We start from the raw sequence: 13,260 nt of genomic DNA, 5'->3' as shown, positions 1-13,260 counted from the left end.
CGTCCGGTCCCTGGGCTCAGACCGCCTCACCGGACGCGATCGCGTCCGACACCTCCGCCACGCGCGCGTGCTCCTCGGCCGCGAAACGCTCCGCGTCCAGCTTCTCCGCGATCTCCTCGTCCTGGGCCATGAGCTGGTCGAGGTTGGCGTTGCCCATCTCGAAGACGCCCATGTCGACGTACGCCTGCTGGAGGCGCTTGCCCCACAGGCCGATGTCCTTGACGCAGGGCACGATGCGGGAGAAGAGCAACTGCCGGAAGAGCGCGAGGTATTCGGACTGTTCGCTGTACTCCTCGGCCTGCGCCAGCGGAATGCCGAAGTTCTCCAGGACCTCCACGCCGCGCAGCCGGTCGCGCATCAAGTAGCAGCCCTCGATGACGAATTCCTCGCGCTCGCGCAGCTCCGCGTCGGTGAGCTGCCGGTAGTAGTCGCGCAGCGCCATCCGCCCGAAGGCCACGTGCCGCGCCTCGTCCTGCATGACGTACGCCAGGATCTGCTTGGGCAGCGGCTTCTCGGTGGTGTCGCGGATCATGCCGAAGGCGGCGAGCGCGAGGCCCTCGATGAGGACCTGCATGCCGAGGTAGGGCATGTCCCAGCGGGAGTCGCGCAGGGTGTCGCCGAGCAGCGCCTTGAGGTTGTCGTTGACCGGGTAGAGCATCCCGATCTTCTCGTGCAGGAAGCGGCCGTAGATCTCGGCGTGCCGGGCCTCGTCCATGGTCTGGGTCGCGGAGTAGAACTTCGCGTCCAGGTCGGGGACGGACTCCACGATGCGCGCCGCACACACCATCGCGCCCTGCTCACCGTGCAGGAACTGGCTGAACTGCCAGGAGGTGTAGTGCTTGCGCAGCTCGCCCCTGTCCTTCTCGGTCATCTTCGCCCAGTGCGGCGTGCCGTAGAGCGACATCGACTCGTCGGGGGTGCCGAGGGGGTCGAGCGGATCGACCTCCAGGTCCCAGTCGATGCGCTTGTTGCCGTCCCACTGCTTGTCCTTGCCCTTCTGGTAGAGAGCGAGGAGGCGGTCGCGCCCTTCGTCGTACTCCCAGCTGAAGCGGGCCGAACTGGCTGACGGCACCTGCCAGTTGAGCCCTCCGGTTGTGGTGGTGTAGAGCTCGTGCGTCGACATACGGGCAGGCTCACACGCTGTTGTACCAGGGGTCAACAAGTCGTGCGCGAGGGATTGACGCCCTTACTGACAAGCAGTCTCATAAGTGGTGACCGCCGGTAACCCGCATCGACAAGGCAGGAACAGCCATGACGACCGTGACGGAAGACGTTTCGCTCGAAGGACTGCGAGACGCGCTCGGTCTGCTCAAGGACCGGGAACAGGTGGCCGTGCGTCTGCTGGAGTCCTCGGCCAAGCACTCCTTCGATCCCGACAAGGAACTCGACTGGGACGCCCCGGTCGAAGAGGGCAAGTGGTTCTGGCCGCCCGAGCTCGTCTCCCTCTACGACACCCCGATGTGGAAGCGGATGTCCGAGGAGCAGCGCCTCGACCTCGCCCGGCACGAGGCCGCATCGCTCGCCTCGCTCGGCATCTGGTTCGAGATCATCCTGATGCAGTTGCTCGTGCGGCACATCTACGACAAGTCGGTGACCAGCGCGCACGTGCGGTACGCGCTGACCGAGATCGCCGACGAGTGCAGGCACTCGATGATGTTCGCGCGGATGATCCAGAAGGGCGGCGCCCCGACGTACCCCGTCACGCGCCTCAACCACAACCTCGCACGCGTCCTCAAGACCGTCTCCACGACCCCCGGTTCCTTCGCCTGCACGCTGCTCGGCGAGGAGATCCTCGACTGGATGCAGCGGCTGACCTTCCCGGACGAGCGCGTCCAGACCCTCGTCCGGGGCGTGACCCGCATCCATGTGGTCGAAGAAGCCCGCCATGTCCGCTACGCCCGCGAGGAGCTGCGCCGCCAGATGGTGACGGCGCCCGCCTGGGAGCGCCAGCTGACCCGCCTCAGCTGCGGTGAGGCAGCCCGCGTCTTCTCCATCGCCTTCGTGAATCCCGAGGTGTACACGAACGTCGGGCTCGACCGCCGTGAGGCGGTGGCCCAGGTGAAGGCGAGCGGGCATCGCAGGGAGGTCATGCAGACGGGCGCCAAGCGCTTGACGGACTTCTTGGACGACATCGGTGTGATGCGGGGGGTCGGGCGACGCCTTTGGAGGTCTTCGGGTTTGTTGGCCTGAGTTCTTTCACCGCGGGTGCGTCGCGGCTTGTCGCGCCCACGCGGCGGAGCCGCATATGTCGCAGTCCCGCGCCCCTCAAGGGGCTCACCCCGAGTTACGCTGCGGGCATGACTTCGCCTGCCACCACCCGCGCGTACCGCCGCCTGAGCGTAGAAGCGCGGCGGAGGCAGTTGCTGGAGTCCGCGCTCGGCCTCTTCGCGCACCGCGCGCCCGAGGAGGTCAATCTCGACGACGTCGCCGAGGCGGCCGGGGTCTCGCGGCCGCTCGTCTACCGCTACTTCCCGGGCGGCAAGCAGCAGTTGTACGAGGCGGCGCTGCGGTCTGCGGCGGACGAGCTCGAGCAGTGCTTCGCCGAGCCCCCGCAGGGCCCGCTCACCCAGCGCCTCTCCCGCGCGCTCGACCGGTACCTGGCCTTCGTCGACCAGCACGACACGGGCTTCAGCGCACTCCTCCAGGGCGGCAGCGTCGTGGAGACCTCGCGGACCACCGCCATCGTGGACGGCGTGCGCAGGGCCGCAGCCGACCACATCCTGGTCCACCTGGACGTGCCCGAGCCCGGACCCCGGCTGCGGATGACCGTGCGGATGTGGATCACCTCGGTCGAGGCGGCCTCGCTGATCTGGCTGGACGAGGAGAAGCAGCCGCCGCTCGACGAGCTGCGGGACACGCTCGTCGAGCAGTTCATGGCGGTGCTCGTGACGACGGCGGGCCGCGACGAGCAGACCGCGGGGGTCGTGCGGTGGGCGCTGGCCCTGGAAACGCCGGACGGTCCCGTGGGCGGCCTCGCGCGGCGCGTGCTGCCGGTGGTCAGCGACGCGGCGCATCTGCTGTGACCCGTGGTGTGACACTGGTGCCGTGAAGAGCCAAGACACCCCCTTCGTCGGCGGCCCGCTGGACGGCCGCGTGCTGCCCGTCCTGCTCGGCCCCACCGGGCACCCGCCGAAGGTCTACCGCGTCCCGGTCCCCGACGACGCGGGCGGCCCGCCGACGGTCCTGGTGTACCGCAGGGTGGCGGCGGAAACCGGCAGGCGCCTCGCGCTCACGCCGAACTGGCACTACGAGTACGACGCCGACGGCGACAAGACCACGGGCTTGAAGTGGCCGTGGTCGAAGCCTGACAAGAACTGAGCGGTGCGGGCAGAGGAGCGTCCCGAAGGGGCGCGGGGAACTGCGCGAGCAACCCGGACGCGCCCGAGGAAGCCCACCCACACGCGGAAGCAACCCCCCACGCCGACGCCCACCGCACGAGTGACCTCATTGCGCCACCCGCCCACCGCCGGGAGGCGCCCCCGGGCGCCCGGCCACATGCTCACGGTGCGCGCCGGGAAGTCCCCGGCGCCCGCACCGGAGGTGACGAGGTGTCAAGAACGCTCCTTCGCTGGATCTGCACCGGAGCCGCGCTCGGCGGACTGCTCGCCACCACGCCCCCGGCCGGAGCCGACCCCGCCCCAGGCCCAGGGGCCAGACCCGTCGCCGAACTGCTCACCGACCTCCAGCGCCTCTACCAGTCCGCCGAAGAGGCATCGGAGACGTACAACGCGACCGAGGAGAAGCTCACGGCGCAGCGCAAGAAGGCGGCCGACCTCCACAAGAAGCTGGTCAGGGCGCGCGCATCGGTGCACGACAGCAGGGGCGACGCGGGCCGCCTCGCCCGCCAGCAGTACCAGGGCGTCAGTGAGCTCTCCCCCTATCTGCGGCTGCTGCTCGCCCGCGACCCGCAGCACGCGCTCGACCAGGGCCATGTGATCGGCCGGGTGGCGGCGGGCCGGGCCGCCACCGTGGAGCGCCTGGTCGGCGGCGAGAAGAAGGCGGACGACCTCGCGGGCGCGGCGAAGAAGGCCCTGGACGCCCAACTCGCCCTGGCCGGACGCCAGAAGAAGCAGCGGGACACGGTGCGCGGACAGCTCAGGGAGGTCGAGGAGCTGCTCGCCGCGCTGACCGCGGACGAGTTGGCCGCCCTGCGGCAGGCGGAGGACTCGGGCACGGCCGACGCCCAGCGCCAGTTCCTGGACTCCGGCGCGCTCAGCGGCGGACAGGCCGCGCGGGTGCCGTCCCGGCAGGGCGGCCGCGCGCTCGACTTCGCCGTACGGCAGATCGGGCGGCCCTACGAGTGGGGCGCCGAGGGCCCGGAGGCGTACGACTGCTCGGGGCTGACCCAGCGGGCCTGGGCGCGGGCGGGCCGGGAGATTCCCCGGACGAGTCAGGAGCAGTGGGCCGAGCTGCGGCGCATTCCGCTGTCCGAGCTGCGCCCCGGCGATCTCGTCGTCTACTTCCCGAAGGCCACGCACGTGGCGATCTACCTGGGCGACGGCAAGGTCGTCCAGGCGCCGCGCCCCGGCGCGCGGGTCAAGGTCTCGCCGATCGCGGCGAACCCCGTGCTCGGGGCGGTGCGGCCCGACCCCGAGGGCCGGGCCGACCGCGACTACACCCCGCCGGTGCTGCCCGAGGGGGCCACCTCGGGCAGCGACCTGGGGTACGGCTCCGGTCAGGCGCCCGGCGCGACCGACTCCAGGTAGGCGGCGGCCTTGTCCGGGTCGTAGAAGAAGTTCTCGAAGTCGGCCGGGTCGTTGAAGCCGTTGGCGAACCGGTCGGCGACCGGCTGCAACTGGCCCGCCGCGCCGAGGATGTTCAGGACGTGCTCGGGCGGCGCACCCAGCATCGCGTTGGTCCACTTGGTGACCCACTGCGCGGTGTCCCAGTAGCGGTCGAACGCGGACTGCATCCACTCCTCGTCGAACGGCTTGTCGCCGTGCTCGACGATGGAGGAAATGTACGAAGCGGCGCACTTGGACGCCGAGTTGGAGCCCTGCCCGGTGATCGGGTCGTTGGCGACGACGACGTCGGCGACGCCCAGGACCAGGCCGCCGCCGGGCAGTCGGCCGATCGGCTTGCGCACGGTGGGGGCGTAGCGCCCGGCCAGCGTGCCGCCCGCGTCGGTCAGTTCGACCTTCGTGGCGCGCGCGTACTCCCAGGGCAGGAACTTCTCCAGGAGTTCGAGGGTCAGGGCGAGGTGCTCGCTCGGGTCCTTGATGCCCTGGAAGACGTCGAGCGGGCCGCCGGGGACGCCCTCCCAGAAGAGGATGTCCGCGCGGCCCGAGGTGGTGAGCGTCGGCATGACGAAGAGCTCGCCGACGCCGGGCACCAGGTTGCAGCGGACCGCGTCGAACTCGGGGTGCTCGGGGCGCGGGCCGAGCCCGTGCACGTACGCGACGGAGAGCGCGCGCTGCGGCTCGGTGAACGGCGAGCGGGACGCGTCGCGCTCGAACATCGAGACGAGCTCGCCCTTGCCCGCGGAGACGAGCACCAGGTCGTAGGCGCGCGAGAAGTAGTCGAGGTCGCCGACCGCGGCACCGTGGATGACCAGCTGGCCGCCGCGCTGGGCGAACGTCTCCATCCAGCCCGCCATCTTCACGCGCTGGTCGACGGACTGGGCATACCCGTCGAGCTTGCCGACCCAGTCGATGACGCGCGAGCCGTCGGGGCCCGCGACGGAGACGCCGACGCCCTCGATCTTCGGGGCCTGCGACTCCCAGAAGTTCGCCTGGATGTCGCGCTCGTTCTGGAGCGCCGTGTGGAACATGCACTGCGTGGACATGACCCGGCCCGCCCGGATCTCGTCCGCCGTGCGGTTGGACATCAGGGTGACCTCGTACCCCTGTGCCTGGAGCCCGAGGGCGATCTGGAGCCCGGACTGACCGGCTCCGACGACAAGTATCTTCCGCATGCGGGTCCTTCTTCTTCCTCGGGGCTCTTACTCGGGGGTGGCGTCGAGCGCGTGGCCGACCAGGGCGAGGAGCGACTCGATCGCCGAGATGCGCTGCCGGGCGTCCATGATCAGCACGGGTATGTGCGGCGGCACCGTCAGGGCCTCGCGCACGTCCGCCACCGCGAACTCCTCGCTGCCGTCGAAGTGGTTGACGGCCACGATGTACGGCAGGCCGCAGCTCTCGAAGTAGTCGAGCGCGGGGAAGCAGTCGGACAGGCGCCGGGTGTCGGCGAGCACGACGGCGCCGATCGCGCCGCGCACCAGGTCGTCCCACATGAACCAGAAGCGCTGCTGCCCAGGCGTACCGAAGAGGTAGAGGACCAGGTCGTCGTCGAGCGTGATCCGGCCGAAGTCCATCGCCACCGTGGTGGTGGTCTTGCCCGGCGTGCCGCTGAGGTCGTCGGTCTCGGCGCTGGCCTGGGTCATCAGCGCCTCCGTCTGGAGGGGCTGAATCTCGGACACGGCGGTGACCAGTGTCGTCTTGCCGACGCCGAAGCCGCCCGCCACCACGATCTTCGTGGCGATCGGGGCGCGCGACCTGTCCGTCTGCCAGGGCTGCAACTGCTCCTCGTCCTCGAGGAGTTCAGAGACGGCGGAGTCCACTCAGCACCCTTTCCAGCAGTGCGCGGTCGGGCTGACCCGGGCCGTGGCCCGTTCCGTACACGCGGATCTTTCCCTGGTCGGCGAGGTCGCTCAGCAGGACGCGGACCACGCCGAGCGGCATCTTGAGGAGGGCCGCGATCTCCGCGACCGTGCGCATCCGGCGGCAGATCTCGACGATCGCCCGCATCTCCGGCATGACACGGGTGGAGAGGTTGCCCTTGGGCAGTTCGAGGCGCTCCTCGGGCGCCTCGATCGCGGCGTTGCTCGCGACGAACGTCTCGACGAGCAGCACGTGCCCGAACCTGGTCCGCCCGCCGGTGAGCGAGTAGGGACGCACCCGGGCGGGTTTTCGGTCGCCGCCGCGCTGCGGCAGCCTCGGCGTCGTACGGCTGCTGCTCCTGCTACCGCTCATCGGGCGCTCTCCATCGACTGGCGCAGTTCGCTGCGGAGTTCGGGAGTGAGGACGTGTCCGGCGCGGCCGACGAACAGCGCCATGTGGTACGCCACGACGCTCATGTCGCAGTCCGGCGTTGCGTGCACGCCGAGCAGCGAGCCGTCACTGATCGACGTGACGAAGAGGCTGCCCTCCTCCATCGCGACGACGGTCTGCTTGACCGCGCCGCCGTCCATCAGCTTGGCGGCGCCGATGGTGAGCGAACCGAGGCCCGACACGATGGTGGCCAGGTCGGCGCTGGACCCTTTGGGGCCCGTGGGGCTCGCCGCGGGGTGCCGTTCGGCGTTGCGCCCGGGGTCGGAGGAGAGCAGCAGCAGTCCGTCGGAGGAGACCACCGCGACGGAGAGCAGGCCCGGCACCTCCTCCACGAGGTTGGTGAGCAGCCAGTGCAGGTTGCGGGCTTCGCTGCTGAGTCCGTACGCGGACGGGTCCTTCGTGGTGGATGGGCCGGCGGCACCGGCTGCGGCGGAAGAACTGGGCGTGCGCATGGGCGCAGTCAACTGCTTGCCTCCTCGACTGAATCCCCCATTACGTCTGCGGCTTCTGCGTTCTTTTCGTTACTTTGCGGCGGTTCGTCGCCTTGTCCCGCGATCTCGGCCTCCACGTCCCGTCGGCCGCTCAGCGCGCCCTGGTGGAAGCCGCCGAGCCTGCGGCGGAGCGCCTCCGCGTCCACGGATCCCCGCGCCTTGGGCGCGGCGGGCGCGGGCGCGGTGACCTTCGGCGTCCGCTTGGGCAGCCCCTTGTCGGTGACGCGCTCCCACTTGGGGGCCTCGGGGGCTTCCCGCGCGGGCTCTGCGGGCTCCTCGGGCTCCTCGGGCTCTGCGGGCTCCGCGGGCTCGGGGGGCGGAGGCGTCAGCTCCATGGTCGTTTCCGACGAGGGCTCGGGCTTCGGCCCGGACTCGGGAGCCGCCTGCGGAAGAGCCGCCTCGACGGTCCGCTCGGCCGCCGCGATCAGCGGATCCTCCCCGCCGGTGGTCAGCCGCCCGGGCAGGACGTTGGAGTTGGCCTCGGCCTCGGAGCCGGGCAGGTGCGTGAGGGGCTCGCCCGCGCGCGGCGGCGCGACCACCGCGGGCGAGGGCGCCGCCGCGAGGATCGACTTGGGCAGCACCACGACCGCCGCGACGCCGCCCTGCTTCTGCTCCCGCAGCCGCACCCGCGCCCCGTGCCGCGCCGCGAGCCTGGCGACCACGTAGAGACCGAGGCCGAGGCCGTCCCCGCCCTCCTGGTCGTACGCCGCGTCCGGGTCGAAGTCGGCCAGGCGCGCGTTCAGTTCGCGCATCCGGTCCTGGGTGACGCCGATGCCCTCGTCCTGGACGGAGAGCATGACCTCGCCGCTCTCCAGGAGCCATCCCGAGACCTCGACGGAGGCGTCGGGCGGCGAGAACGACGTCGCGTTCTCCAGCAGTTCGGCGGTGAGGTGGCTGATGTCGTCCGCCGCGAAGCCCGCGACGTGCGCGTGCGGCGGCAGCGTGGCGATGCGAACGCGTTCGTACCGCTCGATCTCGGAGACGGCGGCGCGCACCACGTCGACCAGCGGGACCGCTCCCGGGTGCTGGTGGCCGTGGTCGGCACCGGCGAGGACCAGGAGGTTCTCGCTGTGCCTGCGCATGACCGTGGCGAAGTGGTCGAGCTTGAAGAGCGTGGCGAGCCGGTCGGGGTCCTGCTCGCGGTCCTCCAGGTTCTCGATGACGGCGAGCTGGCGCTCCACCAGGCCGAGGGTGCGCAGCGCCAGGTTCACGAAGGTGCCGTGGATGGACTGGCGCACCCGCTGCAGGTGCACGGACGCCTCGGCGAGCTCGGCGCGCAGGGCCTCGCGCTCGTCGGCCATGGACTCGCGCCTGCCGATGAGGTGCTTGCGGTCCGCTTCGAGCGTGGTGATGCGCTCGTGCAGCGCGGCCGCGTGCCCGTGCAGGGCGTTGACGGAGCGTACGACCTGGGCGAACTCGTCGTCGCGGCCGGTGAAGCGGATCGGCTCCTGCGGCGCGGGCTCGGTGGCGAGGCGGGCCGAGCCCAGGCGCAGCACGGCGAGCGGGCGGGTCAGCGAACGGGCCGCGGCCATCGAGACGCCGACCGCGACGAGGAGGCAGACGCCGACGAGCGCGACGCGGATCTCCAGGGCCGTGACCTCGTCGTCGCGCAGCTGGGCGAGCTGCTTGGTGCGCGCGACGCCGAGCGCGGACTCGGTGCCGCGCATCGTCTCGATGCGGGCGGAGAGCGCGGCGTCGACCTTCTTGCGGTCGAAGCGGCGCTCGGCGGCGGAGAGCGTGGGCTCGTCGGTGAGGCGGGCCAGGTACTTCTCCGCGGTGCCGACCTCGGCGCCGGTGACGGCCGATTCGTACGTCGCGCGGGCGGAGTCGCCCGCGGTGTCGCTGAAGTCGGCGAGCGCGGCCAGTTCGCGGACGTGGGCCTGCTGGGCGGCGGCGCTGAGCTCGTCACGGCGCTTGCCGTCGGCCGGGGAGTCCTCGGTGACCGTGGTGGGCAGCCCGGTGACCGGGTCGACGGACGACGTGGAGGTGGATCCCGGCACGGCGAGCGCGGCGAGCAGCAGTCCGCGGGCGGCGGCGGCCTGCTCGACGGCGTGGTCGAGGTCGGCCAGGGCGAGGGCGCCCCTGTTGGCGTCGGGCGGCAGCCGCTCGGCCAGTTCGCGGGTCATCCCGTGCAGTTCGGCGATGACCTTCGTGTACGCCTCGTGCGCTTCCAGAGCGGTGCTCTTGCCGGTGAGCGCCTCTCTGCGGACGGCTCCGATGTCGGCGAGGTCGTCGCGCAGCCCGGCGGGCGCCTCCGCGTCGCGCAGCTCGTCGATCTGCCGGTCGACGCGGGCGCTGCGGCTCTGCGAGAGGCCCTTGCCCTGGGGGCGGCCCGCGGCGATGAAGGAGGTGACCTCGTCGCGCTCGTCGGCCAGCGAGTGCCCGAGGGAGACCGCCTGCTGGGTCCGCTCGGCGAACGTCACCAGGCTCTGCGCGTCGTTCAGTTGACCCGAGGCGGCGAGGATGGCGGGCGCGCCCGCGCCCACGACGGCGGCGGCCACCACGGCCACGGCGACCATCAGCCGATTGCGTACGCGCGCGGTGGGCGCCTTGTTGACGTGCGCCGCGGTGGACGGCTCGGGCGCGGCGGACTGGTCGGCGGGGGTGCTCACGGCCGACAAGGACCCCGAGTCGGCCGGATCGCCCTGCGCGGGCGGGGCGGACTGGGCGGACGCGGCGGGTCCTGGGGCCGATGAGGCCGCGGGCGGCGCCGCCGACGGGTCCGTGGCGGTGCGCTCCGACGCACGCTCGGTCGGGGTGGTCGCGCCCGGCGTGGCCTCTTGGGAGGCCGACTGCTTGCCTTTGCGCCCAGGCCGCATCTTCTGCACCGGTGCTCGCATTCTTGGTTTTTCGTCTGCCCTTGGGCCCGGGTGACGATCTGTCAACACGAGCGCGCCCCCGGTACGGCTCCCGACCCTTCCAGCGCCGGTGAGTGGCGGTCGGGCATCGCCTGCCCGGCCACCCGAAGGAGTGAACATCGGCGGGGAGTTGGCGGGCAAGTCCCGGTCGGCGGGGTCGCGGGCCCGCGCGGTGCGCCGGTTGGACGTCTCCCACAGGCTTTGGCAGGATGCGCCGCCACACCCCGCCGGAGGTGATCATTCCGGCCGAATTCCGGCGCCCCTTGCGCTGGTACGGGCCTTTCGGCCGCCCCTTTGCGGCTTCTGGTGGGCCTTGTGAAGGGGTCGTGCAGACTGGCCGGATGCGTATCGAACTCGCCACCGAACCCGGCGACCCCGCGCGCCCCAACGAGGACTACGCGTCGGTCGCGCTTCCCGCTTCCGGACAGGGCGGATCGCTCGTCCTCCTCGACGGCGTCACGCCGCCCGAGGGGGCAGTGGGCTGTCTGCATTCCGTCCCCTGGTTCACCGCGCGACTCGGCGGCGCATTGAGCGAACTGTCCGTTTCACTCCGGGATATGACGCTGCCTGAGATCCTGGCGGAGTCCATCTCGCGTACCGCCGAGGCCCATAGTTCAACCTGTGACCTTTCTCACCCACGCACCCCTCAGGCCACCGTGGTCCTGGTGCGCTGGGACGCGGAGCGCGTCGAGCATCTGGTCCTCTCCGACTCGGCGCTGCTCCTCGCGGGGCCCCGCGGCGCGGTGACCGCGGTCCTCGACCGGCGCCTCGCCGAGCTGCCGCCCCCGGTCCGCGCCATGCGTGACCAGGTGCGCGCCCTGCCGCGCGGCTCGACGGAGCGCGAGGTGGCGGGCCGCGCCTACGCGGCGAAGGTGGAGGCCCTGCGCAACGCGGAGGACGGCTTCTTCACGGCCGCGGCCGACCCCTCGGCCGCCCTGCGCGCGGTCGCGGGCGAGACGGCGCGGGCGGACGTGGCGGCGGTGGCGGCGCTCACCGACGGCGCGGGCCGCTGGACCGACACGTTCCGCGAGGGCGACTGGACCGACTGCTTCGCGCTGCTCCGCAAGGAGGGGCCGCAGCATCTGATCGACCGGGTGCGCGAGTTGGAGACGGCGGACCCCCAGGGCCTCGCCTTCCCGCGCGGGAAGCGGCACGACGACGCGGCGGTGGTGTACGCGGAGTTCTGAGCCCCGACGGGGTTCCGGTCCCGGCGGGGTTCCGAGTCCCCCGACGGGGGCCTCCCCCGGCGCCCTCAGGTGTCCGCGCTCGCGTTCAGCTGGCCGAGGAGGCGGGCGAGTTCGGCGACCTCCGCCCGGTCCCAGCCCGCGAGGCGGCGCACGTACTGGGCGCGGCGCCCCGCCCGCACCGTACGGAAGCGGGTGCGGCCGTCGGGCGTCAGCTGGATCAGCCAGGCGCGTCCGTCGGCGGGGTCGGGCTCCCTGGCCACCAGGCCGAGTTCCTCGAGGGCGCGCAGCTGACGGCTCATCGTGGCCTTGCCGACACCGATGAACGCGGCGAGGTCGGTGGCCCGCTGCGGACCCGAGTCGTCCAGACAGACGAGCAGGCCGTAGGCGGCGGGCTCCAGGTCGGGGTGGACCTGACGCGCCATCTCGCCGGACGAGGCCCGCGCGCGGCGCATCAGGAGCGACAACTCCCGTTCGAGGGAGAGGAACTCGCTGTCCACCCCTTGTTCGACGCCGTCGTGCGCGCCGCCCCGCGCACCCTCTTCTGCAGCACCCATGTCCCGCTTTCCCGATTCTGAAAGTTATCGCCGGATGACCCGCTCGCCGTGGCCGTCGTGGCAGCGGCCTGACCAGTATTTCGCAAGGTCGGGACGGTGCCGCCCCGAAGTCACCGTCACAGGAGTGGACCAACGGCACAACCCGCGCCCTCTTCCCCCGCACGGGTCTACGTGCGTAGCTTTTCACGTGACATGTTCACACCACGGCATGTCGACAGGTCCCCACCGAGCACCACCGAGGCCTTCGGAGGCACGCAGATGCCCGTGCACAGACCGGCCCGCCGCTCGCGCTTGTCGCCGGCGGGGGTTCTCCTCGCAGTACTGTCCGCTCTCTCCCTCCTCCTGACGCTCCCCACGGCGGCCCAGGCGGACGACGTCCCCGAGCGGGGCACCGCCCGGCTCGGCCAGGGCGTCATCGAACACGACGGCCAGGGCGGCCGGCCCACCGGCGGTGACGCCGCCCAGACCGAGGGCGTCGACGTCAGCAGCCACCAGGGCAACGTCGCCTGGCAGACGCTGTGGAACAGCGGCGTGAAGTGGGCCTACGTCAAGGCCACCGAGAGCACCTCGTACAAGAATCCCTACTTCGCGCAGCAGTACAACGGTTCGTACGGCGTGGGCATGATCCGCGGCGCGTACCACTTCGCGACCCCCGACACCTCGTCCGGCGCCACCCAGGCCAACTACTTCGCGAGCAACGGCGGGGGCTGGTCGCGTGACGGCAGGACGCTGCCCGGCGCGCTCGACATCGAGTGGAACCCGTACGGCGCGGCCTGCTTCGGCAAGTCCCAGTCGGCGATGGTCAGCTGGATCCGGGACTTCCTGACCACGTACAAGGCGCGCACCGGGCGCGACGCGGTGATCTACACGGCCACCAGCTGGTGGAAGCAGTGCACCGGCAACTACGGCGGCTTCGGCTCCACCAACCCGCTGTGGATCCCCCGCTACGACACCAGCCCGGGCGAACTCCCGGCGGGCTGGGGCTTCCACACGATGTGGCAGTACACCTCGTCGGGACCGACGGTCGGTGACCACAACAAGTTCAACGGCGCCCTGGACAGGGTGGTGGCGCTCGCCAACGGCTGAGCCCACGAGGAGGCGGCCCGCCCCGGTGCCGGGGC

The 13,260-nt window shown here is 71.6% G+C and carries 13 protein-coding genes; 6 read left to right on the top strand and 7 right to left on the bottom strand.

Annotated features, from left to right (window positions below; translation table 11 throughout):
* Window positions 1–16: 16 nt before the first annotated feature.
* On the bottom strand, window positions 17–1,123 hold the full coding sequence (locus tag KY5_RS27610) for a ferritin-like domain-containing protein (RefSeq protein ID WP_098244758.1): 1,107 nt from the start codon (window positions 1,121–1,123) through the stop codon (window positions 17–19).
* 128 nt (window positions 1,124–1,251) lie between these two features.
* Between KY5_RS27610 and KY5_RS27605 the strand changes: the two genes are divergently transcribed.
* From KY5_RS27605 to KY5_RS27590, 4 genes are all read left to right on the top strand, one after another.
* A complete protein-coding gene (locus KY5_RS27605; protein WP_098244757.1) occupies window positions 1,252–2,190 on the top strand; it encodes an AurF N-oxygenase family protein in 939 nt (312 codons plus the stop codon).
* Window positions 2,191–2,297: 107 nt separating this feature from the next.
* A complete protein-coding gene (locus KY5_RS27600; RefSeq protein WP_098244756.1) occupies window positions 2,298–3,023 on the top strand; it encodes a TetR/AcrR family transcriptional regulator in 726 nt (241 codons plus the stop codon).
* Window positions 3,024–3,045: 22 nt separating this feature from the next.
* Complete coding sequence (locus tag KY5_RS27595; RefSeq protein WP_098244755.1) at window positions 3,046–3,318, top strand: hypothetical protein; 273 nt, start codon at window positions 3,046–3,048, stop codon at window positions 3,316–3,318.
* 230 nt (window positions 3,319–3,548) lie between these two features.
* Window positions 3,549–4,706, top strand: a complete 1,158-nt coding sequence (locus KY5_RS27590) for a C40 family peptidase (protein WP_098244754.1) — start codon at window positions 3,549–3,551, stop codon at window positions 4,704–4,706.
* Here the strand turns inward: KY5_RS27590 and KY5_RS27585 are convergent.
* The 5 genes from KY5_RS27585 to KY5_RS27565 are packed head-to-tail and all read right to left on the bottom strand — an operon-like array spanning window position 4,676 to window position 10,380.
* On the bottom strand, window positions 4,676–5,914 hold the full coding sequence (locus KY5_RS27585) for a styrene monooxygenase/indole monooxygenase family protein (protein WP_098244753.1): 1,239 nt from the start codon (window positions 5,912–5,914) through the stop codon (window positions 4,676–4,678). The two genes, KY5_RS27590 and KY5_RS27585, sit on opposite strands and share 31 nt — an antisense overlap.
* 27 nt (window positions 5,915–5,941) lie before the next feature.
* Window positions 5,942–6,559 carry a GTP-binding protein gene (locus tag KY5_RS27580; RefSeq protein WP_098244752.1) on the bottom strand — a complete coding sequence of 206 codons (618 nt, stop codon included), beginning with the start codon at window positions 6,557–6,559 and terminating at the stop codon, window positions 5,942–5,944.
* Window positions 6,540–6,971 carry a DUF742 domain-containing protein gene (locus KY5_RS27575; RefSeq protein WP_098244751.1) on the bottom strand — a complete coding sequence of 144 codons (432 nt, stop codon included), beginning with the start codon at window positions 6,969–6,971 and terminating at the stop codon, window positions 6,540–6,542. Before KY5_RS27575 ends, KY5_RS27580 begins: the two co-directional genes overlap by 20 nt.
* Window positions 6,968–7,501: a roadblock/LC7 domain-containing protein gene (locus tag KY5_RS27570; protein WP_098244750.1), complete on the bottom strand. Its 534-nt coding sequence runs from the start codon at window positions 7,499–7,501 to the stop codon at window positions 6,968–6,970. Before KY5_RS27570 ends, KY5_RS27575 begins: the two co-directional genes overlap by 4 nt.
* Window positions 7,502–7,509: 8 nt before the next feature.
* Window positions 7,510–10,380 (bottom strand): nitrate- and nitrite sensing domain-containing protein, encoded by a 2,871-nt coding sequence (locus KY5_RS27565; protein ID WP_418952823.1) that lies wholly within the window; start codon window positions 10,378–10,380, stop codon window positions 7,510–7,512.
* Between the two features lie 359 nt (window positions 10,381–10,739).
* Between KY5_RS27565 and KY5_RS27560 the strand changes: the two genes are divergently transcribed.
* Window positions 10,740–11,585, top strand: coding sequence for a hypothetical protein (locus KY5_RS27560; protein WP_098244749.1), 846 nt, complete (start codon window positions 10,740–10,742; stop codon window positions 11,583–11,585).
* A gap of 65 nt (window positions 11,586–11,650) precedes the next feature.
* Here KY5_RS27560 and KY5_RS27555 read toward each other — a convergent pair whose 3' ends face one another.
* Window positions 11,651–12,139 (bottom strand): MarR family winged helix-turn-helix transcriptional regulator, encoded by a 489-nt coding sequence (locus KY5_RS27555; RefSeq protein ID WP_098244748.1) that lies wholly within the window; start codon window positions 12,137–12,139, stop codon window positions 11,651–11,653.
* Window positions 12,140–12,397: 258 nt separating this feature from the next.
* Between KY5_RS27555 and KY5_RS27550 the strand changes: the two genes are divergently transcribed.
* Window positions 12,398–13,225, top strand: coding sequence for a lysozyme (locus KY5_RS27550; RefSeq protein ID WP_098244747.1), 828 nt, complete (start codon window positions 12,398–12,400; stop codon window positions 13,223–13,225).
* Window positions 13,226–13,260 lie beyond the last annotated feature (35 nt).

The sequence above is a fragment of the Streptomyces formicae genome, assembly GCF_002556545.1.
In the GTDB taxonomy this organism is placed as follows: Bacteria; Actinomycetota; Actinomycetes; order Streptomycetales; family Streptomycetaceae; genus Streptomyces; species Streptomyces formicae_A.
This window is presented reverse-complemented; position numbering and strand designations above follow the sequence as displayed.